Here is a 24,608-nt window from a genome sequence, read left to right on the forward strand (position 1 = left end):
TCAGTCATGGACCGCCGCATTTTCGGGCTGGAGAACGAGTACGGTGTCACGTGCACGTTCAGGGGACAGCGCCGTCTGTCGCCTGACGAAGTGGCGCGCTACCTCTTCCGCCGTGTTGTGTCATGGGGCCGCAGCAGCAACGTCTTTCTGCGGAACGGCGCCCGCCTGTATCTCGACGTGGGTTCACATCCGGAATATGCAACACCCGAGTGTGACAACGTGACGGAGCTGGTCACGCACGACAAGGCGGGCGAGCGGATTCTGGAGGGCCTGCTCGTCGACGCCGAGCGTCGCCTGCACGAGGAGGGAATCGCGGGCGACGTCTATCTGTTCAAGAACAACACCGACTCGGCGGGAAACTCCTACGGGTGCCATGAGAACTACCTGGTGGCGCGGCACGGGGAGTTCTCGCGGCTCGCGGACATCCTGATTCCGTTCCTGGTCACTCGGCAGTTGCTGTGTGGTGCGGGGAAGGTGCTCCAGACCCCGCGGGGCGCGGTGTACTGCGTGAGTCAGCGTGCGGAGCACATCTGGGAGGGCGTGTCGTCGGCGACGACGCGTTCGCGGCCGATCATCAACACGCGGGACGAGCCGCACGCGGACGCGGAGCGGTACCGCCGCCTGCATGTGATCGTGGGCGATTCGAACATGTCGGAGACGACGATGCTCCTGAAGGTGGGGGCGACGGATCTGGTGCTCCGCATGATCGAGGCGGGCACGGTCATGCGGGATCTGACGCTGGAGAACCCGATCCGGGCGATCCGCGAGGTGAGTCACGACACGACGGGCCGCCGCAAGGTGCGTCTGGCCAGCGGCCGGGAGGCCTCGGCCCTTGAGGTGCAGCGCGAGTACTACGAGAAGGCCGTGGACTTCGTGGAGCGCCGCGGTATCCGCACGGGCACGGTGGAGCGCGTCCTGGAGCTGTGGGGGCGCACGCTGGAGGCGATCGAGTCGGAGGACCTGGACCGGATCGCCACGGAGATCGACTGGGTGATGAAGTACAAGCTCATCGAGCGGTACCGGGCGAAGAACAACATGACGATGTCGCACCCGAGGGTCGCGCAGATAGACCTCGCGTACCACGACATCCACCGTCGTCGTGGGTTGTACTACCTGCTGGAGAAGAAGGGGCAGGCGGCGCGGATCTGCAACGATCTGAAGATCTTCGAGGGGAAGTCGGTGCCGCCGCAGACGACTCGGGCGCGGTTGCGCGGCGACTTCATCCGCCGGGCCCAGGAGCAGCGCCGGGACTTCACGGTGGACTGGGTGCATCTGAAGCTCAACGACCAGGCGCAGCGCACGGTGTTGTGCAAGGACCCGTTCCGTTCGGTGGATGACCGGGTGGAGAAGTTGATCGCTGGCATGTAGGGGCGCAGTGCCCGTTGGGTGCCGTTTTGGCCCGGTCCGGTGGGGGCCTTGAGACGGTGGTGTCTGGCGGGAACGCAACGCGGGGCATCGTACGTTCCTCGTACGGTGCCCTGCTCCATGCGTAGAGTTGCGCGCACGCCAACCGACAAGATCGACCGATACGAGGCCCCCACCGTGCGCCGACGCTCTCTTCTCCTGGCCGTTCCGGCCGGCCTGCTGACCCTGGCCGGATGTGGTGACGACAAGAAGTCCGACAAGGCCAAGTCCAAGGACAGCACCAGCCCGACGAACTCCACGCCCCCGAAGGCGAAGATCGTCGACGGCCCCGTGCCCGAGATCACCAAGGGCACGAAGTTCGGCGAGAAGCCGACGGTCGCCAAGGGTTCGGGCAAGCCGTCGTCCGACCTCGCGGTGAAGACGGTCATCGCGGGCAAGGGCGTCGAGGTCGCCAAGGGCGACTACCTCCAGGCCCACTATCTGGGCCAGATCTGGGACACCGCCAAGGTCTTCGACAACTCGTACGACCGCAAGGCGCCCACGATCTTCCCGATCGGTGTCGGCCAGGTCATCCCGGGCTGGGACCAGGCCCTGGTCGGCAAGAAGGTCGACAGCCGCGTCGAGCTGGCCATCCCCCCGGCCCTCGGGTACGGCAAGGACGGCAACAAGCAGGCGGGCATCAAGGGCACGGACACCCTGGTCTTCGTCGTCGACATCGTGAACACGTACGGCCCGAAGAGCGCCGCCAAGGGCAAGACCGTCGCGCAGGACGCCAAGGACCTGCCGAAGGTCGGGACCGACACGGACGGCAAGGCCCCCTCCATCGAGGTCCCGAAGGCGGACGCTCCGAAGAAGGTCGTCGCCAGCTATGTCATCGAGGGCGACGGGGACGAGGTCAAGGAGAGCGACTCGCTCCTGTGCCAGTACAAGGGTGTGCTCTGGGACGGCGGCAAGGAGTTCGACTCCTCGTACAAGCGCAAGCAGCTCGCGCAGTTCTCGCTGCAGCAGGTCGTCCCGGGCTGGCGGAAGGGCCTGACGGGCAAGAAGGTCGGCAGCCGCGTCCTGGTCGTCGTCCCGCCGAAGGAGGGGTACGGCGACAAGCCGCCGCAGGGCACCCCCATCAAGAAGGACTCCACGCTCGTCTTCTCCGTGGACATCCTCGCGAAGATGTGAGGCCGGGGATGGCAGACTGTCCCGGTTGTCCTATCGCACATGAGCAGGAGCTAGTCACGTGAACATCGACAAGCCCGAGATCGACTTCCCCGAGGGCCCGGCCCCGACCGAGCTGCAGATCGACGAGATCTGGGAGGGCGACGGCGCGGAGGCCAAGGCGGGTGACTTCGTCAAGGTCCACTACGTGGGCGTGTCCTTCTCCTCCGGTGAGGAGTTCGACGCCTCCTGGAACCGCGGCAAGCCGCTGGAGTTCCAGCTGGGCGCCGGTCAGGTCATCGCGGGCTGGGACCAGGGCGTGCAGGGCATGAAGGTCGGCGGGCGCCGCAAGCTGACCATTCCGGCCCACCTGGCGTACGGGGACCGTGGCGCCGGTGGCGGCCGCATCGCCCCGGGCGAGACGCTGATCTTCGTCTGCGACCTGGTGTCCGTCTGACCCCGTGCGTTTCCCGGTGGCGCGACCGCGCGTGACCGAACGTGTCCGTCGAGGGCCCTGCCTGCTGTGGCAAGGGCCCTCGGCTTTTGCCACGACACGCCGGGGCGGTACGGTCATCGTTCGGAAGTACCGGAAGCATGGGTGAGTGGGCCGAGAAAGGGCGTCGATGGCCATTGCCAAGGCCGAGCGGCTGATGAACCTGGCGCTGTGCCTGCTCGGGACGAGGCGGCCGCTCAGCAAGCGGGAGCTGCGCGAGTCCATCGAGGCCTATGTCGAGGCCTTCGGGCCGGGCCGGGGTGCGGGGTCGGGCCGGGGTGCCGGTGTCACGGGTGCCGCTGCCGCCGCCGAGGAATCCTTCAACCGGATGTTCGAGCGCGACAAGGACGATCTACGCGAACTCGGTCTGGTCATCGAGACGGTGGAGAACCTCGACGGGGAGACCGGCTATCTGGCGCGCCGGGACAGCAACCGCCTGCCGCCCATCACCCTGGACGCCGAGGAGGCCGCCGCGCTCGGCCTGGCGGCGAAGGTGTGGCAGCAGGCCCGCCTTGCGGGCGCGGCCAGCGGCGCACTGCAGAAGCTGCGGGCCGCGGGGCTGCCGGAGGACGTCGATCCGTACGAGGCGCACGGCGCTCTGGAGCCGCGCATCCCCGTGCACGAGGCGGCCTTCGAGCCGCTGATGCTGGCCTGCCGCGACCGCAGGCCGGTGGTGTTCGACTACCGCAAGGCGACGGCGGCGCGCCCCGAGCAGCGGCACGTCGAGCCGTGGGCGCTGGAGTGCTGGCGCGGCCACTGGTATCTGGCGGGCTGGGACCGCGACCGGGAGGCGGAGCGGGTGTTCCGGCTCTCCCGGATCACGGGCAAGGTGCGCTCGCGGGCCGGGAGGTTCCGCGCCGATGTGCCCGACGTGGTGACCGTGCGGGAGACCGTGGCGATGTGGGCGGGGGAGAAGGCCGACCGGACCGCGCTGATCCGGCTGCGCAAGGGCGCGGGCTATCCGCTGCGCGCCAAGGCCGTGGGCGCGCGGGAACTGGACGGCGACTGGGACGAGTTGGAGATCCCGTACGGGCACGGCCTGGATGCCTGGCTGGTGGAGTTCGGGCCGGATGTGGTGGTCCTGGAGCCCGCGGAGCTGCGGGCCGACGTGGTGGACCGGCTGCGTGCCGTGGCCAAGGGCTGAGGGGAGCGTACCGAGCATGGCCGCGAACGCCATCGACCAGACCAGGCGGATGCTGTCCCTGGTGACCTATCTGCGTGAGCGCCCGGGGGCCCGGGTCGCGGACGTGGCGCGTGCCTTCGGCATCAGCGAGGACGAGCTGATCTCCGACCTGGACGTGCTGCCGCTGTGCGGGACCAGCTTCCGCGGCGGTGACCTGCTCGACATCGACACGGACGGCGAGCGCATCTGGTGGCACAACCCGGACGACGTCGCGGCGCCGCTGCGGCTCGCCGCCGACGAGGCCACGGCGCTGCTGGTGGCGGCCCGCGCGGTGGCCACGCTGCCGGGGCTGCGGGAGAGCGACCGGCTCGCGCTGCTGCGCGCCACCGCGAAGCTGGAGGCCGCCGCCGGTGAGGCGGCCGGGGCCAGCTCCCGCCTGTCGGTGACCTTCGAGTCCGAGGGCGGTGTCTTCGCGGACGTCGACCGGGCGATCTCGGAGCGGCGCAGGCTGTGGATCCGCTACTACTCGCCCGCGCGCGACGAGGTCACCGAGCGGGAGATCGACCCGATCCGGCTGGTCAGCGTCGGCCACACCTATGTGGAGGCGTGGTGCCGCCGCTCCGAGGCGCGGCGCACCTTCCGGCTTGACCGGGTCGCCGAGATCAAGGTCCTGGACGAGCCGTCGGCGCCGCCGGAGATCGAGCTGCGGGACCTGTCGGCGGGGCTTGTGCAGCCCGCCGCCGAGGATCCCGAGGTGGTCGTGGAGGTCGGTCCGGGCGGGCGCTGGGTCGCCGAGTACTACCCGCACGACAGCGCGGAGGAGCTGCCCGACGGCGGCCTGCGCATCACGCTGCGCACCCCCGACCCGGCGTCCCTGCGCCGCCTGGCCCTGCGCCTGGGCGGCGACGGGCGCATCGTGGCGCCGCAGGACCTCGCGGACAGCGCCCGCGCGGCGGCGCGCGAGGCGCTGGCGGCGTACGACGGCGTGGCGTACGAGGACGTGGCGTACGACGGCGTGGCCCGGGAGGCCCCGCCGGGGCCCGGCGCGGGCCGCACCGGCGGGCCGGAGTCCGGCGGGACCGGGGTGTGAGGGTGCGGGGCGCGGGCGTGGTGTCCGGCCCGGCCCCGCGGCGGGTCCGGCCCGGCCGGGGGACCGGCGGGGGCGTGTGGCGCGTGGAGACGCGGGCCCGCGTGGAGAACCGAGCTGAGGAGAGTTGCACAGTATGTCGCTGACGTCCCTTGCGTCCGGCCCGGTGGCCGCGGTCCTCTTCAAGGCCGCGTGCCCCGACTGCCGTGCGCGCTTCGAGCTCGCCGCGGGCGCCCTGCGCCTCGCGATCGGCGCCAGCCGCCGCACCACCTTCTACTCCTTCACCTGCCCCGAGTGCGGCACGGCCGTGCGCAAGCCCGCGGGGGAGCGGATCGTGGAGCTCCTCACCGGCGGAGGGGTGCGGACCCTGCGGCTGCACTCGACCGTCTAGGCTCGGCGCATGTTCTGGGCGATGCTGGCGGTGGCCGTGGGATTCTGCGGTCTCGCCGTACTGGGTGTGTTCGCGATCAAGGTCTTCGTGGAGGCCCAGCGGCTCGGGCGCCAAGTGACCGAGACCACACGCCGGATCAACAGCGCGGCCGAGGACCTGGAGCGCGCGGCGGCCGGAGTGGCCAGGGCGGGCCGCGAGTTGACCTGAGGCGCGCGGCGCCCGTGGGGCGAGGTGTGGCGCGGTGCGGTCTGTCAACCGTCCTGATGGTGCGGGTACGCTGCTGAAGTGGCCCGAAATGTGAGGCGCGGGCCGCAACTGGGAGTATGCACGGGGATTGCCCCGCGTTTACCGCAGGGGGTTACGATCGCTGCCAAGCCCGGTGGTTCGGACGCCTGTCCGACGGCCGGTCCCGAAATCTGACGCCTCGGTGAAGAAGGTAGACAGCTATGGGTAGGCTCGGCCCCACCGAGATCATTCTGATCCTCGTCATCCTGGTCCTGCTCTTCGGTGCGAAGAAGCTCCCGGACATGGCCCGGTCCCTCGGCAAGTCGGCGCGCATCCTCAAGAGCGAGGCCAAGGCGATGAAGTCGGACGGCAAGAAGGACGAGGCCGCCCCGGCCGACCCGCCCGCCGACGCCTCCGCACCGCAGCAGCGCACCATCCAGGCCGCGCCCGGCGACGTGACCAGCTCGCGCCCCGTCGCCGAGCCGACCGACCACACGACGAAGCGCTGACCCAAGGCCGACGCCGACGCGTCGGCCTGCCGCACGAGATGAGGACGTGGGTTGCTTAAGTCTGCCCGCAAGAAGGAGCGGGATCCCGAGGGGCGGATGCCGCTCGCGGACCACCTGCGCGAGCTCCGCAACCGGCTTGCGAAGGGAATGCTGGCGATCGTCGTCGTGTCGATCGTCGCCGCGTTCTACAGCGAGGAGCTCATGGAGTTCCTCGCCGACCCCGTGCCGCGCTGCGAGAACGGGAAGCCCACCACGGGCGGCGTCTGCGCGCAGGTCGCGTACATGGACCTGCTCTCACCCTTCACCACCACAGTGAAGGTGTCCCTCATGGTCGGCGTCGTGGTGGCCAGTCCGGTGTGGCTCTACCAGCTGTGGGCCTTCGTCGCGCCCGGGCTGCACAAGCACGAGCGCAAGTACACCTACGCCTTCGTCGGCGCTGCCGTGCCGCTGTTCATGGGTGGCGCCTGGCTCGCGTACGAGATCATGCCCATCAGCATGCGGGTGCTGCTGAGCATCACTCCGGACGGCTCGGAGAACATCCTGCCCATGGACAAGATCCTGGACTTCAGCGTCCGGATGGTCCTGGTCTTCGGTGTCTCCTTCGAACTCCCGCTGCTGCTCGTCATGTTGAACATGACCGGCATGGTCAGCGGGCGCCGCATGGTCGGCTGGTGGCGCGGTGTCGTGATGGGCGTGTTCGTGTTCGGCGCGGTCGCGACCCCGACGACCGACCCGTTCGGGATGATCGCCCTCGCGGGCCCCATCGTCGTCCTCTACTTCCTCGCCGTCGGCTTCTCCCTCCTCAACGACAAGCGCCGCCGCCGCGCCAACCCGGACGCGGACCTGGACGACGACGAGGCCTCCGACCTCGACCTCACGCCGGAGCCCATCGGCGACATCAAGCCCGTGCCCGCCGCCAAGGCCCTGCCGGAGCAGGTCAACGGCGACGACTCCCGCTCCGCGAAGTACAACGGCTACGACGACGTGACCTGACCGAGCCCACCCACGGCACAGGGACCGGACGCCCGTCGCGTCCGGTCCCTGCTGGTTGGGTGCGGCGGGGCCTTGTAGGGTCCGGGCCGTGACCAGCGAGATCACCCTCTTCGTCAATCCCGCCGCGGGCCGCGGCCGGGGCGCGCACGCCGCTCAGCCCGCCGCGGCGGCGCTGCGGAGCGCCGGATTCTCCGTACGCACCGTCGTCGGCGAGGACGCCGGGGACGCGCTGCGCCGGGCCCGCGCCGCCGTCGACGGCGGCACCGGCGCGCTGATAGCCGTCGGCGGCGACGGCATGGCGAGCCTCGCCCTCCAGGCCGTCGCCGGGACGCGCACCCCGCTCGGCGTGATCGCGGTGGGCACCGGCAACGACTTCGCGCGGGCCCTCGGGCTGCCCGTGCGGGACCCGGCCGCCGCCGGTGCGCTGGTCGCTGACGCGCTGAAGGGGGCCCGGACGCGGGACGTGGACCTCGGGCGGGTGGGCGGCACCTGGTTCGGGTCGGTGCTCGCCTCCGGGTTCGACTCCCGGGTCAACGACCGCGGCAACCGGATGCGCTGGCCCGCGGGGCGCTTCAAGTACGACCTCGCGATGGTCGCCGAACTCGCCGCGCTCAAGCCCATCCCGTACCGGCTCACGCTCGACGACGGGGCGGTGCGCGAGATCGAGGCGACGCTCGTCGCCGTCGGCAACGGGTCCTCGTACGGCGGCGGCATGAGGATCTGCGCCGGGGCCGACCTGAGCGACGGGCTCTTCGACGTCACGGTCGTCGGGGCGTGCGGCCGCGCCACGCTCCTGAGGGTCTTCCCGCGCGTCTACCGGGGCACCCACCTGGACCACCCCAGGGTCAGCGTGTACCGCGCCGCGAAGGTGAGCATCGCGGCGCCCGGGGTGACCGGCTACGCGGACGGGGAGCGGCTCGGGCCGCTGCCGCTGACCGCGGAGTGCGTGCGCGGCGCCGTGCGGGTCCTCGGGCCCTGACCAGCGGGCATATGCGCTGGTCCGGATAATGATCGTCCGATGTCAGTGGTGGCCGGTAGGCTCGAAAGCACGATGACAGAGGACCTCTCTCCGGCCGAGCGGTATGCGGCAGCGCGGCAGCGCGCTGCCGAGCAGGCCACCGCGCTCGCGTCCTTCCGCGAGATGTACGAATTCGGCCTCGACCCCTTCCAGATCGAGGCGTGTCAGGCGCTCGAAGCGGGCAAGGGCGTGCTGGTGGCCGCCCCCACGGGCTCCGGCAAGACGATCGTCGGCGAGTTCGCCGTGCACCTCGCGCTCCAGCAGGGCAAGAAGTGCTTCTACACCACGCCGATCAAGGCGCTCTCCAACCAGAAGTACGCCGACCTCGCCAAGCGGTACGGCGCGGACCGCGTCGGCCTGCTCACCGGCGACAACAGCGTCAACTCCGAGGCCCCGGTCGTCGTCATGACCACCGAGGTCCTGAGGAACATGCTGTACGCGGGCTCCCAGTCGCTCCTCGGCCTCGGCCATGTGGTCATGGACGAGGTGCACTACCTCTCCGACCGCTTCCGCGGCGCCGTCTGGGAGGAAGTAATCATCCACCTTCCGGAGTCGGTCACGCTGGTGTCCCTGTCGGCCACCGTGTCGAACGCCGAGGAGTTCGGTGACTGGCTGGACACGGTCCGTGGCGACACCGAAGTGATCGTGTCCGAGCACCGGCCCGTGCCGCTGTTCCAGCACGTCCTCGCCGGACGGCGGATGTACGACCTGTTCGAGGAGGAGGGCGCGGGCCGCAAGAAGACGGTCAACCCGGACCTGACCCGCATGGCCCGCCTGGAGGCCAGCCGGGGGTACAACCCGCGCGACCGCCGCAAGGGCAAGATGGTCCGCGAGGCGGACCGCGAGCGGGAGCGCCGCCAGCGGTCGCGGATCTGGACGCCGTCGCGGCCGGAGGTCATCGAGCGGCTCGACGCCGAGGGCCTGCTGCCCGCCATCACGTTCATCTTCAGCCGCGCGGGCTGCGAGGCCGCCGTCCAGCAGTGCCTGTACGCGGGGCTCAGGCTGAACGACGACGCGGCCCGGGTCGCGGTGCGCGAGCTGGTCGAGGAGCGCACGGCCTCCATCCCGAACGAGGACCTGCACGTCCTCGGCTACTACGAGTGGCTGGAGGGCCTGGAGCGCGGCATCGCCGCCCACCACGCGGGCATGCTGCCGACCTTCAAGGAGGTCGTGGAGGAGCTGTTCGTGCGCGGCCTGGTCAAGGCCGTGTTCGCCACGGAGACCCTGGCGCTCGGCATCAACATGCCCGCCCGCTCCGTGGTCCTGGAAAAGCTGGTGAAGTGGAACGGCGAGCAGCACGCCGACATCACCCCCGGCGAGTACACGCAGCTCACCGGCCGTGCGGGCCGCCGAGGCATCGACGTCGAGGGCCACGCGGTGGTGCTGTGGCAGCGCGCCATGAGCCCCGAGCACCTGGCGGGTCTCGCGGGCACCCGCACCTACCCGCTGCGCTCCAGCTTCAAGCCGTCGTACAACATGGCGGTGAACCTGGTCGAGCAGTTCGGCCGCCACCGCTCGCGCGAACTGCTCGAAACGTCGTTCGCGCAGTTCCAGGCCGACAAGTCGGTCGTCGGGATCTCCCGCCAGGTGCAGAAGAACGAGGAGGGCCTGGAGGGCTACAAGGCCTCGATGACCTGCCACCTGGGCGACTTCGAGGAGTACGCGCGGCTGCGCCGCGAGCTGAAGGACCGCGAGACGGAGCTGGCCAAGCAGGGCGCGGTGCAGCGCAGGGCCGCCGCCGCGGCCGCCCTGGAGAAGCTCAAGCCGGGCGACGTGATCCACGTGCCGACGGGCAAGTACGCGGGCCTGGCGCTGGTCCTCGACCCGGGCCTGCCCGCGGGCCGGGCCAACGGCCACCGCGGCTTCGACCACCAGGACGGCCCGCGCCCCCTGGTGCTCACCGCCGAGCGGCAGGTCAAGCGGCTCGCGGCGATGGACTTCCCGGTGCCGGTGGAGCCGGTGGAGCGGATGCGCATCCCCAAGTCGTTCAACGCGCGCTCCCCGCAGTCCCGCCGCGACCTGGCCTCCGCGCTGCGCACCAAGGCCGGGCACATCGTGCCGGAGCGGCACCGCAAGGGCCGCGCGGCCGCCGCCGACGACCGCGAGATCGCCCGGCTGCGCGCCGAGCTGCGCGCCCACCCGTGCCACGGCTGCGACGACCGCGAGGACCACGCCCGCTGGGCCGAGCGGTACTACCGGCTGCTGCGCGACACCCAGCAGCTGGAGCGCCGCATCGAGGGCCGCACCAACACCATCGCGCGCACCTTCGACCGCATCGTGGCCCTGCTGACCGAGCTGGACTACCTGCGCGGCGACGAGGTCACCGAGCACGGCAAGCGCCTGGCCCGGCTGTACGGGGAGCTGGACCTGCTCGCCAGCGAATGCCTGCGCGCGGGCGTCTGGGAGGGCCTGGCCCCTGCGGAGCTGGCGGCGTGCGTCTCGGCGCTGGTGTACGAGGCGCGGGTAGGCGACGACGCGCTCGCGCCGAAGCTGCCCTCCGGCAGGGCCAAGGCCGCGCTCGGCGAGATGGTCCGCATCTGGGGCCGCCTGGACGGCCTGGAGGAGGAGTTCCGGATCAGTCAGGCCGAGGGCGTCGGGCAGCGCGAGCCCGACCTGGGCTTCGCCTGGGCGGCGTACATGTGGGCGTCCGACAAGGGTCTGGACGAGGTGCTGCGCGAGGCGGAGATGCCCGCGGGTGACTTCGTGCGCTGGTGCAAGCAGGTCATCGACGTGCTCGGGCAGATCTCGGCGGCGGCACCGCGCGAGAACAGCACGGTCGGGAGGAACGCCCGCAAGGCGGTCGACCAACTGCTGCGCGGCGTCGTGGCGTACAGCTCCGTGGGCTGAGGCGCCGCCGCAGCGCGCACTCTGTGTGGCCCCCGCCGGGTGACTCGGCGGGGGCCACTCGTGTACGGAGGAGGGCCGGTCGCGGGCGCGGGGCATTGACTCCGGTTTCGTACACGCGGGGCGCGGGACGGGGCGGCCGGAGGGCGGGGCGGGGGCGAAGAGCGGGGGTCACCGGCCCCGAGGGCTCGGCGCGGCCGCGTTCGAGGTGCTCACCACCCGCGTTCGAGTGATCGCCAAGCGTGTAAATAGAGACGAGTCTAGGGGTGTTGGCGGGCGCTCGCAGAGGGTTGCCGAATATGACTCCAGGGTGATGTGAGCGGACTAAGCTCGCCCGGAGCGCGGCGAGTTGAACGAGTTGCGTTAGATTCGCGCGCTTGTTCGTCATTTTTCGATAGGTCGTTTTCCTCCCCTGCTTCCTTCCCTGCTTCCTCCCCTTCCTCCCTGCCCATCGCCTCAGCTTCTTCCCCCGCCTCCTCCCCGCCTCCTCCCCGCCTCCTCCTCGACGTCCTGGTCGGCTTCCTCCCCGATCTCCTCCTCAGCTTCCCCCACGACATCCCCCGCAACTTCCCCCAACCTTCCTCCCCAAGACGAGTGTTCAGAGGGCATACATGGTGAGTGTTCAATCGCCTCCCGGTGGCCGAGAAGTCCCTTACGCACGTGTGCTGTTGCTGCCCGCCCTGCTGATGGCGGCCGCCTCCGGAGCCGCCGTCGCCGTGGTGGCGGTGCCCGCCCGGAGCGCCGTGGCCCTGTGCGGAGCCGTCGCCACCCTCCTGGTGATCGCCGTCGGAGCCGAGGCCGCCCGCCGCGGCCGCGTCATCCGGGACCTGCGCGGCAGCCACGCCGAACAGGTCGCCCAGCTGCGGCGGCGCATCGAGTCCCTCGACGAGGACACCGTGCGCCTGGGCCGCGAGCTGCTGCCCGTCACCCTCCACCGGGTCCGGCAGGGCGAGCCCCCTCGGAGGTCATCCGGCGCGTCATCGACGGCGACCCCGCCAACCGCGGGATCCCGCAGTCCCAGCGCATCCTGCTGCGCTCCATCCTGGACATCCTGGACCGCGAGGAGGCGATGCGGGAGAACTCCCAGCGCGCCTTCGTCAACATCGCCCGCCGGGTGCAGTCCATCGTCCACCAGCAGTCCGCCGAACTGCGCGAAATGGAGGAGTTCCACGGCCGCAACCCCGAGGTCTTCGACGACCTGCTGCGCATCGACCACGGCACCGCGCTGATCGGCCGCCTCGCCGACTCCATCACCGTGCTCGGCGGCGCCCGCCCCGGACGCCAGTGGCCCAAGCCCGTACCGCTGTTCAGCGTGTTGCGCGGCGCCATGTCCCGCATCCTGGAGTACCAGCGCGTCGACCTGCACTCCATCGCCAACGTCAACATCCACGGCACCAAGGTCGAGCCGCTCATCCACGCCTGCGCCGAACTCCTCGACAACGCGACGCGCTACTCGCCGCCGCAGACCCGGGTGCACGTCACCGCCGTCGAGGTGCAGACCGGCATCGCCGTGGAGATCGAGGACGGCGGCGTGAGCCTCAGCGAGGAGGCCCGCGCCCGTGCCGAGCGGATGCTGGAGCGCGCCAAGGAGGGCATGGACCTCAACGACCTCGGCGAGACCCCCCGGCTCGGCATGGCCGTCGTCGGACGGCTCTCGCAGATGTACAACCTCCAGGTGTCCCTGCGGCAGTCCGCCTACGGCGGGGTGCGCGCCGTCCTGATCGTCCCGCGCGACATGCTCACCACCGAGCCCGCGCCCGGACTCGCCCACGGCATCGGCGCCTCCGCGGTGCCGCGCGTCGACGCGGACGGCACGATCATCGTGGAGGAACGCGGCATCCGGCGTAAGAAGCCGCGGAAGGTCACCACGGTGCCGCGCCCCTCCATGCCGCTCACCGCGTCGATGGAGGACGAGATCCCCGAAGTCACCGAGTGGACGGCCAACGGCCTCCCGCAGCGCAGGAGTCGAGTCAAGATGCCGCTCAGCGAGCGCTACGCCCAGGAGGCCGAGGCGCAGCGGCGCGCCGAGGAGGCCATGGCGGCCGCCCCGCCGCCCCCGCCCGAACCGGTGCGCAAGCACGAGGAGAAGGAACCCGGCCTGTGGATCGAGGCCTTCATGAAGGGCGTGAACGGCGAGGACCCCGGCGCGGGTGACCGGCCGGGCGGCCCGGCGGCACCGGGGCAGGTCCGCACCGAGAACGACCACGGCAGCACCGACCACGCCGACGAGGGAGGCTGGAAGTGATCCAGCAGCGGGCCAACTTCGACTGGATGCTCAAGGAACTCGCCGACGGCGTGCACGGCACCCGGCAGATCGTGGTGCTCTCCGCCGACGGCCTGCGCATCGCCCGCTACGGCGGCGACCCGGACGCGGCCGACCGCCTCGCCGCCGCCTGCGCCGGACTGCAGAGCCTCGCGGCGGCCGTCGCCACCGAGATCCCCGAGAGCGACGGCAAGATGCGCATGGTGATCATCGAGGTCAACGGCGGCTACTTCTACATGATGGCCGCCGGAGCCGGTGCCTATCTGGCGGTGCTCGCCGAGGAGACCGTCGACGCGGGCCTCATCGGCAACCGCATGCGTGACCTCGTCGTACGGATCGGCGCCCATCTGACGAGCCCGCCCCGGCGAGACGGGCAGGCCGTATGACTCATCCGCAAGACCCCGTCCACCACGATCCGACCGATCCCCGCTTCCAGGCCGACGTGCCGGTCCGGCGGGAGCGCCGCAGCCCCGTGCCCCCCGAGAGCCCGGAGCTGTCGACGAACCCCGCGCGGCTGTACATCCTCACCGGAGAGGACACCGAACGGGCCCCGCTCGACCTGGTCACGCTGATCGTCGCCAAGGGCGACCCGTCGCCGACGGCGCAGCCGGAGCAGTCCGCCGTGCTGCGGCTGTGCCAGACACCGCTGTCCGTCGCGGAGGTCTCGGCCTATCTGGCGCTGCCGTTCAGCGTGGTGACCGTGCTCCTGACGGAGCTGCTCGCGGCGGACTTAGTGCAGGCGCGCGCCCCGATCGTGCGCTCCGCGCTCCCCGACCGTTCCCTTCTCGAAGCGGTGATGCATGGACTTCAAAAGCTCTGACACGCTCACCTCCGGCACGATCACCGGGCCGCGCGAGCAGGACGTGCTGCCCGCGACGGCCGCCGCGGCCGTCAAGGTCGTCATCGTGGGCGGGTTCGGCGTGGGCAAGACGACGATGGTGGGCTCCGTCAGCGAGATCCGCCCGCTGACCACCGAAGAGACCATGACGCAGGCCGGGATCGGCGTCGACGACAACTACGGCTCCGAGACCAAGACCGCCACCACCGTGGCGATGGACTTCGGCCGGATCAGCATCTCCGAGGAGCTGGTCCTGTACCTGTTCGGCACCCCCGGCCAGGAGCGGTTCTGGTTCCTGTGGAACGGCCTGTTCGAAGGCGCGCTCGGCGCCGTCGTGCTCATCGACACCCGGCGCCTCCAGGTCAGCTTCGACGTGATCGGACGCCTGGAGGAGAAGGGCGTGCCGTTCATCATCGCCGTCAACGACTTCCCCGACGCGCCCCGGCACCCGATAGAGGCCCTGCGCACCGCGCTCGACCTGGAGCCGGAGGTGCCGATCGTGCACTGCGACGCGCGCCGCCGCGCCTCCAGCCGGGACACCCTGATGACCCTCATGCGGTATCTGCACTCCCTCGCCATGGCCAAGGCCTGAGCCATCCCAGCAACGTCAGCGAACCCCCGGAGCGACCACCGTGACGCCTCCCCCAGCCCCTCCCGTTCCTCCCGTTCCCCTCTTCCCGCCCAGCCCCCGCCGGGCACCGACCAGGCCCCGCCGGGCTGCCCGGCCCATCGGATCTCCGGCATCGGCGCGGGCGGCCTGCGCAGGCTGTACGGCCCCGAGGCCGACGAGGACCTCGCGGGCGTGTACGAGAAGCTGCGCGCCGAGCACGGCCCCGTGGCGCCCGCGCTGATCCACAACGACGTACGCGTCTGGGCGGTCCTCGGCCACAGCGAGAACCTGCACATGGTCCGCACGCCGTCCCAGTACTGCCGCGACTCGCGCATCTGGACCGCGGTCAAGGACGGCACCGCGGGCCCCGACCACCCGCTCGCGCCCGTCTTCACCTGGCAGCCGATGTGCACCTTCGCCGAGGGCGCCGAGCACCAGCGGCTGCGCGGCGCGGTCACCGGTGCCATGGACACCATCGACCACCGCGGCATCCGCCGCCACATCAACCGCTACAGCAACAAGCTGCTCAACGAGATCTGCGAGCGCGGCACGGCCGACCTGGTCAGCCAGTTCGCCGAGCACCTGCCGATGATGGTGATGCTGCACGTCCTCGGCATGCCCGAGGACTACAGCGAGCGCATGGTGCAGGCCGCCCGCGACATGATCAAGGGCACCGAGACGGCCATCGCCAGCAACCAGTTCGTGATGGACGCCCTCACCCGGCACGTGGTGCGCCGCCGCGCCCAGCCCGAGGAGGACTTCACCAGCGCCCTGATCGCCCAGCCCCAGCAGCTCACCGACGACGAGGTCGCCGCCCATCTGCGCCTGGTCCTGATCGCCGCGTACGAGGCGACGGCCAACCTCATCGCGAACGTGCTGCGCATGGTGCTCACCGACCCCCGCTTCCGCGCCCAGCTCAGCGGCGGTCAGATGACCGTGCCGGAGGCGGTCGAGCAGTCGCTGTGGGACGAGCCGCCGTTCAGCGCGATGGTCGGCTACTTCGCCAAGCAGGACACCCAGCTCGGCGGCCAGCACATCAAGGCGGGCGACGGCCTGCTGCTCGGCATCCAGCCGGGCAACGTCGACCCCGTGGTGCGCCCCGACCTGAGCGCCAGCATGCAGGGCAACCGCGCCCATCTCGCCTTCAGCGGCGGGCCGCACGAGTGCCCGGGCCAGGACATCGGCCGCGCCATCGCCGACACCGGCGTGGACGCGCTCCTGATGCGCCTGCCCGACGTGGAACTCGCCGTGGACGAGAGCGAGTTGAGCTGGCGCTCGACCATCATGTCGCGGCACCTGGTGGCGCTGCCGGTGACGTTCGGCGCCCGGCCGCCGCAGGACGTCACCGCCCGGCCCGCGGCGCATGTCCCCGGGCCGCGCAAGGGCTGGGAGGTGTCGTCGCCGCTGCCGCAGCCGGTGCCGCCGGTGGCCCCGCCGCCGGTGGCCGAGGCCCCCGCCCCCGCCGCCGCCCCGGAGCCGGAGCCGGAGCCCGCGCGGCGCAAGGGCGCCTGGCGGCGGTTCCTGGAGTGGTGGCGCGGCTACTGAGCGCCGGGAGCGGCGGGAGCGTCGGGAACGGCGGCGCGGCTGTCAGGCGCCGCCGTCGGCCCAGGTCTCGTACGACGTCCACGCGCCGAGGGCCCGCCCGCTGACGAAGCGGTGCGCGACGCCGGTGAGCGGGTCGGTGAACTCCAGGGCGCGAGCGAGCAGTTGGAGCGGGCGCCGGAAGTCGTCGGGGGCCGCGGGCGGGCGCACCGCGGGGTACAGCGGGTCGCCGAGCAGGGGCAGGCCGAGGGCGTTCATATGGACGCGGAGCTGGTGGGTGCGGCCGGTGTGCGGGATCAACCGGTAGCGCCCTAGGCGGCCGTCGTGCGCGAGGAGTTCGACGCGGCTCTCGCTGTTCGGCTCGGCGCCCGGCACCTCGTACGCGGCGAGCACACCGCGGTCCTTGACGAGGTGGCTGCGGACCGTGCGGGGCAGCGCGAGATCGGGGTCGTACGCGGCCACGGCCTCGTACTCCTTGCGCACCCGCCGGTCGCGGAACAGCGCCTGGTACGCGCCGCGCTCCTCGGGCCGCACGGTGAACAGCAGCAGCCCGGCGGTGAGCCGGTCCAGGCGGTGGGCGGCGCTGAGCGCGGGGACGCCGAGCCGGGCGCGCAGCCGGGCCAGGGCGGTCTCGGCGACGTGGCTGCCGCGCGGCATGGTCGCCAGGAAGTGCGGCTTGTCGGCGACGACGATGTGCTCGTCGCGGTACACCACGTCCAGGGTGCCCGGGACGCGGGGCTCCGCGGGCAGGTCGCGGTGGAACCACACGTACAGGCCCGCCGCGTACGGGGTGTCCGGCGTGACCGGCGTCCCGTCCGCGCCGACGATCCGGCCCGCGCGCAACATCCCGTCGATGACGTCGGGCCCGGCCGCGAGCCGCGCCACGAGGTGGTCGCGCACGGTCGGCCACGCCCCGCCCTGCGGGAGCCGCACCCGCACGGGGTCGACGCCGTCGCGCTGCGGCAGGGGAGCGGGCGGGATGCGGGTCTTGCGTCTCACAAGGGGCAAGCGTAATTCGCTGGGGCGGGGGCCGGGCCGTGGCGCAGGATGAGCCCATGCCCTACAAGATCTCCGACGTCGTGCGCCCGGGTACGTTCGCCGAGCGCGACCAGCCCGCCCTGCCCGCGTCCGGCGGCCTGCGCCTGCGCCCGTGGGACCCCGAGGACGCGCCCGCCGTGTACGCGGCCTTCCAGGACCCGCTGCTCCAGCGCTGGCACGCGCGGGTCGCGGACTCCGTCGACGAGGCCCGCGCGTGGATCGAGACCTGGCGTGAGGAGTGGTACGAGGAGAAGTCCGCGCAGTGGGCCGTCGTCGACGCGGACTCCGACGCCGTGCTGGGGCGGGTCGCCCTGCGGATGATCGCCCTTGGCGACGGCCAGGCGGAGATGGCGTACTGGACGGCACCGGGCGCGCGGGGCCGCGGTGTCGCGTCCCGCGGCGTGCAGGCCCTGACGTCCTGGGCCCTGGACGAGGTGGGCCTGCACCGCCTGGAGCTGACTCACTCGACGGAGAACGAGGCGTCGTGCCGCGTGGCCCTGAGGGCGGGCTACGCGGCGGAGGGCACCAAGCGCAGCGCCCTGCTGCACGAGGACGGCTGGCACGACATGCACCTGCACGCGCGGATCGCCGCCAGGGAACCAGACCCGTCCGGCACCTGAGGCCACCCCGGCGCCCGGGGTTTCTGAGGCCGCCTTCCGCGAGCCTGCGGCGCCGGTAGGAAATCAAGCCCGTCCGGCGTTTGAGGACGAGGCCGGAGGCCGATGACAGGGGGGCGCCGGGCAGCGGATGCCCGGCAGAGGGCACCCACGCCAGGAAAGGGCGCCCACGCCAGAAAACGGCTCAGCCCTGCGCAGCAGCGGGTTCCTGCTCCGCCTCCACCTGCGCGTTCCACTCCCGCTTCGAGGCCTGCCAGCCGTCCTCGTTGTGGCCGAGGCGCCAGTAGCCCGAGATGGACAGCCGCTCGCGCGGGATCTGGCGCTCCACGCGCAGGATCCGGCGCAGCTCCTTCACGAAGCCCGCCTCGCCGTGGACGAACGCCTGCACGTCGCCCGCCGGGAAGTCCAGGGCGCGGACGGCCTCGACGAGCATCTCGCCGACCGGCCGGGCGCCGCGGTGCAGCCAGACGACCTCCGCGCCCGTCTTGATCGGCTGCTCCTCGTCGGGGCCCTCGACCTCCACGAAGGCGCGGACCTCGGCGCCGTCGGGCAGCGCCTCCAGCGCGGCGGCGATCGCGGGCAGGGCGCTCTCGTCACCGGCGATCAGGTGCCAGTCGGCGGCCGGGTCCGGGGCGTACCCCCGCCGGGGCCGAGGAGGCGGACCGTGTCGCCGGGCTCGGCGCGCAGCGCCCAGGGCCCGGCCAGGCCCTCGTCGCCGTGCACCACGAAGTCGATGGCCAGCTCGCGGGCCCTGGGGTCCCACCAGCGCACCGTGTACGTCCGCGTCACGGGCCACTGCTCGCGCGGCAGCTCCGCGCGGACGCGCTGGATGTCGAAGGGCTCCGGGTAGGTCACGCCTTCGGGGGCGAAGAGGATCTTCACGTAGTGGTCGGTGAACTCCTCGGCGCTGAACTCCGCGAGGCCGTCGCCGCCCAGGATCACGCGCTGCATATGGGGGGTCAGGCGTTCCGTGCGGACGACCTGTGCCAGATGGGGCTTCGGAGCCTTGCGTGCGGGCCGCTCGGCCATGACGTGCCTCCCCTGATCTACTATTTGTTAGGTTTACCTAACCTAACACCTCACTGCCGCAGCGTGCTGAGAAGGCGCTCCAGCGAACCGCCGAGCCCCCAGCGGGCCGCCAGGTCGTCCAGGGCGACCGGGTCGCGGGGCTCGCGGGGCAGCGCGGTGCCGACGTCCGGCAGCGGCACGTCGTCGGCGACCCGGACCACCTTCGGCGCGACCGCCACGTACGCCCGGGAGGCGTCGAGCCGCTTGCGCTGCGACGGCGTCAGCTTGGACGACGGGTCGTCGACCGCGGCCATGATCCCCGCCAGGTCGCCGTAGGCGTCGAGCAGCTTGGCCGCGGTCTTCTCGCCGATGCCGGGGACGCCGGGCAGGCCGTCGCTGGGGTCGCCGCGCAGCAGGGCGAGGTCGACGTAGCCGGGGCCGTCCACGCCGTACTTCTCGCGCAGCAGGGCCTCGTCCGTCACCTGGAGGGTGCCGACGCCCTTCAGGGGGTACAGGACGCGGATGCCGCGCGCGTCGTCCACCAGCTGGAACAGGTCGCGGTCGCCCGTGATGATGTCGACCGGGCCCGTGGCGCGCGCCGTGTACGTGCCGATCACGTCGTCGGCCTCGTACGCCGCGACGCCCACCCGGGCGATGCCGAGCGCGTCCAGGACGTCCTCGATGACCGGGACCTGCGGGGAGAGGGTGTCCGGGGTCTCCTCGACGTCCGGGGCCGCGGAGTCGGCGGGGGCCTCCTCGGCGACGCGGTGCGCCTTGTACGAGGGGATGAGCTCCACCCGCCAGTGCGGGCGCCAGTCCGCGTCCATGCAGGCCACCAGGTCGTCCGGGCGGTGGTCCTGGACGAGGCGGGTGATGAAGTCGAGGAGGCCGCGGACGGCGTTGACCGGGGTGCCGTCGGGGGCGCGGACGGATTCCGGCACGCCGAAGTAGGCGCGGAAGTACAGGGATGCCGTGTCGAGCAGCATGAGCCGCCGCGGTTGCTGAGTCACGGGGGCATCTTGCCGCACGGGTACGACAGCCGGGGGGTGGCCTCGCGGGTGGCGCCCCAGGCCCGCCCCTTCACCGAAACCAGGGGCTGCCGCCCCTGACACCCCGCTTGATTGCCGCTGCGCGGCTCGTCCTCAAACGCCGGACGGGCTGGATCTACCGCACGCGCCGTCGCGAAGCGCCGATGAGGAGGCCGGTGTGACCTGGGGCACTCTTTGGTTTGCGCCACGCCAGTGGGGGCAGGCGCGCACGCGGAGCGGGCTCGGTCGCGTTTTCAACTTCTTGAAGTGTGGATTCTTGAGGTCGACCGACCGGGAAGCGGGCAGACCCCGCGCCGCTCCACGGCCCGCCAACGGGGGAGGCGGGCCGTCGTGCTTCAACCCGAGAGGTGTATGTGTCCAGGCTGCAAGCCGAGCACCTGTACAAGGTGTTCGGCAGACGACCCGCTGACGCGGTGGAGAGACTCCGCCACGGAGCCGACCGTGAGGAACTGCGCGCCGAAGGAACCACCGCCGCGGTGATCGACGCGTCCTTCACCGTCGAGCCGGGCCAGATCTTCGTCGTGATGGGTCTCTCCGGATCCGGCAAGTCCACGTTGCTGCGCATGCTCAACGGTCTTTCGGAGCCAACAGCCGGACAGGTGCTCTTCGACGGTCAGGACCTGACCGGGCTCAGCCCCCGCGAGCTGCGCGAGGTGCGCTCCAAAAAGATCAGCATGGTCTTCCAGCACTTCGCGCTCTTCCCGCACCGCAGCGTCCTGGAGAACGCCGCGTACGGCCTGGAGGTGCAGGGCCTGCCGCGCGCGGAGCGCGAGAAGCGGGCCACCGAGGCGCTTGAGCTCGCCGGGCTCAAGGGCTGGGAGAAGTCCTGGCCCGACGAGCTGTCCGGCGGCATGCAGCAGCGCGTGGGCCTCGCCCGCGCGCTGGCCACCGACGCCGACCTGCTCTTGATGGACGAGTCCTTCAGCGCGCTCGACCCGCTGATCCGGCGCGACATGCAGGACCAGCTCCTGGAGCTGCAGAAGACGCTGAAGAAAACCATCGTCTTCATCACCCACGACCTGAACGAGGCCATGCGCCTCGGCGACCAGATAGCCGTCATGCGCGACGGCCGCATCGTGCAGACCGGCACCGCCGAGGACATCCTCGTCACCCCGGCCAATGACTACGTCGCCGCGTTCACGCAGGACGTCGACCGCTCCCGGGTGCTGACCGCGGGCGCCATCATGGCCGACCCCGAGACCGCGTACGGCACCACCACGCCCGACGGCAAGGAACTGCACACCGCCGCCGACGTGCTCGCGGCGGCGCCCGCGACCGTCTCGGCGGACACGCCCATCATCGAGCTGTTCACGCCGTGCTCCACCAGCGGCGTCGCCGTCGCCGTGACCGACGAGGGCGGCGCGCTCATCGGCGTCGTCCCGCGGGCCCGGCTGCTCGCCGTGCTCGGCGAGCCCAGCACGCAGCAGGAGGCGGCCCCGAACGCCGCCGTCCCGGCGCAGGTCAGGGACGCCGACAGGGGTCCCGACAAGAGCGGCAAGGGCGCGGGCAAGGACGCGGGCAAGGACGACGTCGAGGGCGCCCGGCGCGCCGGGAGCGACGGCGGCAAGAGCGTGGGCAAGGTGAGCAGCGGTGCCTAGGATTCATCTCGGCGACTGGGTCAACGACGCGGTCGACTGGCTCACCCAGCACCTCGACTGGCTGTTCGACTTCGTCAAGTCCGTGCTCAGCGGCATGAACGACAACCTGGTCGACCTGCTCCAGGCCCCCGAGCCGCTGCTGCTCGCGGGCATCTTCGCCGTCATCGCGTTCTGGCTGCGCGGTCTGAGCGCCGGTGTGCTGGCGTTCGTGGGCTTCGCGTTCATCGACTCCCTGGAGTTGTGGGACAACGCGATGATCACGCTCTCGCTGGTGCTCGTGGCCACGGTGATCGCGCTGGTGATCTCCGTGCCGCTCGGCATCTGGGCGGCCCGCTCGAACCGGGTCAGCGCGCTGCTCCGGCCCGTCCTTGACCTCATGCAGACGCTCCCGGCGATGGTCTACCTCATTCCGGCCATCCTGTTCTTCGGCATGGGCGGCCCCGCGGGCATCGTGGCGACGCTGATCTTCGCGCTCGCCCCGGGCGTGCGCATGACGGAGCTGGGCATCCGCCAGGTCGACAAGGAGCTGGTGGAGGCGGCCGACGCGTTCGGCACCACGCCCCGCAACATCCTGTTCCGCGTGCAGCTCCCGCTGGCCCTGCCGACGATCATGGCGGGTGTCAACCAGGTCATCATGCTCGGCCTGTCCATGGCCGCCATCGCGGGCATGGTCGGCACCGGCGGCCTCGGCGCCGACGTGAACGAGGCCATCGGCCAGCTCGACGTGGGCCTCGGCGCCGAGTCCGGCGTCTCCATCGTGATCCTCGCGATCTACCTGGACCGCATGACCAGCGCCCTGGGCACCCAGGTGTCCCCGCTCGGCCGCCGCGCCGCCGCCAAGGCGCGCGCCGCGCAGGGCGTCAAGCCCTGGAACTACCGGCCCCGCCCGGCGTTCGCCGTGGTCGGCGTCGTCGTGCTGGCGCTGGTCGCGGGCGGCGTGGGCGTCTTCGGCGGCTCCGACGACGAGGCGACCGCCGCGTCCGGCGGCAGCAACGTCGGCCACGGCAAGGAGCTGAACGTCGGCTACATCCCCTGGGACGAGGGCGTCGCCTCCACCTTCCTGTGGAAGGAGATCCTGGAGCAGCGCGGCTTCAAGGTGAACACCAAGCAGCTCGACGCGGGCCCGCTGTACACCTCGCTCGCCCAGGGCGACATCGACTTCCAGACCGACGCCTGGCTGCCGGTGACGCACGAGTCGTACTGGAAGAAGTACGGGGACAAGCTGGACGACCTCGGCGCCTGGTACGGCCCGACATCGCTGGAGCTGACCGTGCCGTCGTACATGAAGGACGTCGACTCCCTCGATGACCTCAAGGGCGCGAAGGGCACCTTCAAGGGCAAGGTCATCGGCATCGAGTCCAGCGCGGGCATGATGAAGCTCCTCAAGGACAAGGTCCTCAAGGAGTACGGCCTGGAGAAGGACTACGAGGTCGTCGACGGCTCCACGCCCGCGATGCTCGCCGAGCTGAAGCGCGCGTACGCCAAGAAGGAGCCCATCCTGGTCACGCTGTGGTCGCCGCACTGGGCGTACAGCGACTTCGACCTGAAGAAGCTGAAGGACCCCAAGGGCGCCTGGGGCAAGGGCGACGGCGTGCACACGCTGGCCCGCGAGGGCTTCGGCGGCGAGCACCCCGAGGTCGCCAAGTGGCTGAAGGACTTCAAGATGAGCGAGAAGCAGCTCACGAGTCTGGAAGCGGAGATCAACAAGGCGGGCAAGGGCAACCAGCGGGACGCCGTGCGCGCCTGGCTGAAGCGGCACCCCGGCCTGGTCGACAAGTGGGCCCCCGTCGCGGGCGGCAAGGGGTCGACGCCCGCCGAGGCCAAGCGGACGCTGAACGTCGCCTGGTTCCCCTGGGATGAGGACGTCGCCGTCACCTACCTGTGGAAGAACGTCCTGGAGCGGCGCGGCTACAAGCTGAAGCTGTCGCAGTCCGACGTCGGCCCGGTCTACACCGGCCTCGCGCAGGGCGACCTGGACGTGAACTTCGACGCCTGGCTGCCCAGCACCCAGAAGAACTACTGGGACAAGCACAAGGACAACCTCGTCGACCTGGGCACCTGGTACAGCCCGACGTCGCTCGAGGTCGCCGTGCCGTCGTATGTGAAGGACGTGAAGTCGCTCGCGGACCTCAAGGGCAAGGCCGGGAAGTTCGGCGGCAAGATCGTCGGCATCGAGCCGGGCACCGGCGTCATGCAGAAGCTCAAGGACGAGGTGCTGCCCGGCTACGGCCTGGACGGCGAGTACAAGATCGCCAGCGGCTCGACGCCCGCGATGCTCGCCGAGCTGAAGCGCGCGTACGCCAAGAAGGAGCCGGTCGCGGTCCTGCTCTGGTCGCCGCACTGGGCGTACAACGAGTACGACCTGACCAAGCTGAAGGACCCCAAGGGCGCCTTCGGCAAGGGCGACACGATCCGGACGATCGCCAGCAAGCAGTTCCCGAAGCAGTACCCGCAGCTCACGAAGTGGTTCAAGAACTTCAAGATGAGCGAGGCGGAGCTGGCGGGCCTGGAGAACGAGATCAAGAAGCGCGGCAAGGGGCACGAGGAGGAGGCCGTGGCCGCGTGGCTGAAGGAGCACCCGGAGGTTCCCGGGCGGATGGCTCCGCAGTAGGCCCCTTCTTCGTCTTCTTCGTCTTCTTCGTCGGCGCTCGGCGCCTCGTCCTCGAACGCCGGACGGGCTTGAATGGGGCCCGTCCGGCGTTCGCGCGCGCCCCTCGCGCCCGGCCGGAACCGCCCAACTGGGTAAAACCGTTTGGCGAACATGCGTAGGGTGCAGAAAACCCTTCAGGGTGACCGGACAGGCACGGCAAGTTGACCGATGCGCGCAGAGAAGAAGAAGGGAGCCGAG

At 71.3% G+C, this 24,608-nt stretch carries 20 protein-coding genes and 2 pseudogenes; 19 read left to right on the plus strand and 3 right to left on the minus strand.

Annotation, left to right across the window (positions count from 1 at the left end; translation table 11 throughout):
• The first annotated feature begins 6 nt into the window (after positions 1-6).
• The 16 genes and pseudogenes from pafA to ACOBQU_RS31515 all read left to right on the plus strand — a co-directional run bounded on the left by pafA (position 7) and on the right by ACOBQU_RS31515 (position 16,453).
• Positions 7-1,368: a Pup--protein ligase gene (pafA, locus tag ACOBQU_RS31440; protein ID WP_423631759.1), complete on the plus strand. Its 1,362-nt coding sequence runs from the start codon at positions 7-9 to the stop codon at positions 1,366-1,368.
• A 174-nt stretch (positions 1,369-1,542) separates the two neighbouring features.
• Positions 1,543-2,538 (plus strand): FKBP-type peptidyl-prolyl cis-trans isomerase, encoded by a 996-nt coding sequence (locus ACOBQU_RS31445; protein ID WP_423634832.1) that lies wholly within the window; start codon positions 1,543-1,545, stop codon positions 2,536-2,538.
• A 58-nt stretch (positions 2,539-2,596) separates the two neighbouring features.
• Positions 2,597-2,971, plus strand: coding sequence for an FKBP-type peptidyl-prolyl cis-trans isomerase (locus tag ACOBQU_RS31450; RefSeq protein WP_423631761.1), 375 nt, complete (start codon positions 2,597-2,599; stop codon positions 2,969-2,971).
• A 166-nt stretch (positions 2,972-3,137) separates the two neighbouring features.
• Complete coding sequence (locus ACOBQU_RS31455; RefSeq protein WP_423631763.1) at positions 3,138-4,151, plus strand: helix-turn-helix transcriptional regulator; 1,014 nt, start codon at positions 3,138-3,140, stop codon at positions 4,149-4,151.
• A 16-nt stretch (positions 4,152-4,167) separates the two neighbouring features.
• On the plus strand, positions 4,168-5,220 hold the full coding sequence (locus ACOBQU_RS31460) for a helix-turn-helix transcriptional regulator (protein WP_423631765.1): 1,053 nt from the start codon (positions 4,168-4,170) through the stop codon (positions 5,218-5,220).
• Between the two features lie 133 nt (positions 5,221-5,353).
• The gene (locus tag ACOBQU_RS31465) at positions 5,354-5,608 is read left to right on the plus strand and encodes a hypothetical protein (RefSeq protein ID WP_423631767.1); all 255 of its coding nucleotides are present in this window, start codon (positions 5,354-5,356) and stop codon (positions 5,606-5,608) included.
• Between the two features lie 9 nt (positions 5,609-5,617).
• Complete coding sequence (locus ACOBQU_RS31470; RefSeq protein WP_423631769.1) at positions 5,618-5,815, plus strand: hypothetical protein; 198 nt, start codon at positions 5,618-5,620, stop codon at positions 5,813-5,815.
• Between the two features lie 239 nt (positions 5,816-6,054).
• Positions 6,055-6,342, plus strand: coding sequence for a Sec-independent protein translocase subunit TatA (gene tatA, locus ACOBQU_RS31475; protein WP_423631771.1), 288 nt, complete (start codon positions 6,055-6,057; stop codon positions 6,340-6,342).
• A 96-nt stretch (positions 6,343-6,438) separates the two neighbouring features.
• Positions 6,439-7,335, plus strand: coding sequence for a twin-arginine translocase subunit TatC (tatC, locus tag ACOBQU_RS31480; protein ID WP_423634834.1), 897 nt, complete (start codon positions 6,439-6,441; stop codon positions 7,333-7,335).
• Between the two features lie 88 nt (positions 7,336-7,423).
• On the plus strand, positions 7,424-8,314 hold the full coding sequence (locus ACOBQU_RS31485) for a diacylglycerol kinase (protein WP_423631773.1): 891 nt from the start codon (positions 7,424-7,426) through the stop codon (positions 8,312-8,314).
• Positions 8,315-8,353: 39 nt separating this feature from the next.
• Positions 8,354-11,200, plus strand: coding sequence for a DEAD/DEAH box helicase (locus ACOBQU_RS31490; RefSeq protein WP_423631775.1), 2,847 nt, complete (start codon positions 8,354-8,356; stop codon positions 11,198-11,200).
• A gap of 608 nt (positions 11,201-11,808) precedes the next feature.
• Positions 11,809-13,442: pseudogene (locus ACOBQU_RS31495) on the plus strand (ATP-binding protein).
• Positions 13,439-13,846, plus strand: a complete 408-nt coding sequence (locus ACOBQU_RS31500; protein WP_423631777.1) for a roadblock/LC7 domain-containing protein — start codon at positions 13,439-13,441, stop codon at positions 13,844-13,846. Before ACOBQU_RS31495 ends, ACOBQU_RS31500 begins: the two are co-directional and overlap by 4 nt.
• The gene (locus tag ACOBQU_RS31505) at positions 13,843-14,280 is read left to right on the plus strand and encodes a DUF742 domain-containing protein (RefSeq protein WP_423631779.1); all 438 of its coding nucleotides are present in this window, start codon (positions 13,843-13,845) and stop codon (positions 14,278-14,280) included. Before ACOBQU_RS31500 ends, ACOBQU_RS31505 begins: the two co-directional genes overlap by 4 nt.
• The gene (locus ACOBQU_RS31510; protein ID WP_423631780.1) at positions 14,261-14,890 is read left to right on the plus strand and encodes a GTP-binding protein; all 630 of its coding nucleotides are present in this window, start codon (positions 14,261-14,263) and stop codon (positions 14,888-14,890) included. The genes ACOBQU_RS31505 and ACOBQU_RS31510 overlap by 20 nt, the downstream gene beginning before the upstream one ends.
• Positions 14,891-15,031: 141 nt before the next feature.
• Entirely contained in the window at positions 15,032-16,453 is a 1,422-nt protein-coding gene (locus ACOBQU_RS31515) for a cytochrome P450 (protein ID WP_423634836.1), read from the plus strand.
• Between the two features lie 42 nt (positions 16,454-16,495).
• On the opposite strand, the gene ACOBQU_RS31520 is transcribed toward ACOBQU_RS31515, so the two are convergent.
• Entirely contained in the window at positions 16,496-17,449 is a 954-nt protein-coding gene (locus ACOBQU_RS31520; protein ID WP_423631782.1) for a pseudouridine synthase, read from the minus strand.
• A 56-nt stretch (positions 17,450-17,505) separates the two neighbouring features.
• Between ACOBQU_RS31520 and ACOBQU_RS31525 the strand changes: the two genes are divergently transcribed.
• The gene (locus tag ACOBQU_RS31525) at positions 17,506-18,108 is read left to right on the plus strand and encodes a GNAT family N-acetyltransferase (RefSeq protein ID WP_423631784.1); all 603 of its coding nucleotides are present in this window, start codon (positions 17,506-17,508) and stop codon (positions 18,106-18,108) included.
• Positions 18,109-18,289: 181 nt separating this feature from the next.
• On the opposite strand, the pseudogene ACOBQU_RS31530 reads toward ACOBQU_RS31525, so the two are convergent.
• Both ACOBQU_RS31530 and ACOBQU_RS31535 read right to left on the minus strand, forming a co-directional pair.
• Positions 18,290-19,134, minus strand: a pseudogene (locus ACOBQU_RS31530) (siderophore-interacting protein).
• Positions 19,135-19,184: 50 nt separating this feature from the next.
• The gene (locus ACOBQU_RS31535) at positions 19,185-20,099 is read right to left on the minus strand and encodes a 5'-3' exonuclease (RefSeq protein ID WP_423634837.1); all 915 of its coding nucleotides are present in this window, start codon (positions 20,097-20,099) and stop codon (positions 19,185-19,187) included.
• Between the two features lie 416 nt (positions 20,100-20,515).
• Here ACOBQU_RS31535 and ACOBQU_RS31540 point away from each other — a divergent pair, with 416 nt between their 5' ends.
• Positions 20,516-21,760, plus strand: coding sequence for a quaternary amine ABC transporter ATP-binding protein (locus tag ACOBQU_RS31540; protein ID WP_423631786.1), 1,245 nt, complete (start codon positions 20,516-20,518; stop codon positions 21,758-21,760).
• A complete protein-coding gene (locus tag ACOBQU_RS31545; protein WP_423631788.1) occupies positions 21,753-24,371 on the plus strand; it encodes an ABC transporter permease/substrate binding protein in 2,619 nt (872 codons plus the stop codon). The genes ACOBQU_RS31540 and ACOBQU_RS31545 overlap by 8 nt, the downstream gene beginning before the upstream one ends.
• The last annotated feature ends 237 nt before the right edge of the window (positions 24,372-24,608 follow it).

The organism is Streptomyces sp. G45 (assembly GCF_049542095.1).
In the GTDB taxonomy this organism is placed as follows: domain Bacteria; phylum Actinomycetota; class Actinomycetes; order Streptomycetales; family Streptomycetaceae; genus Streptomyces.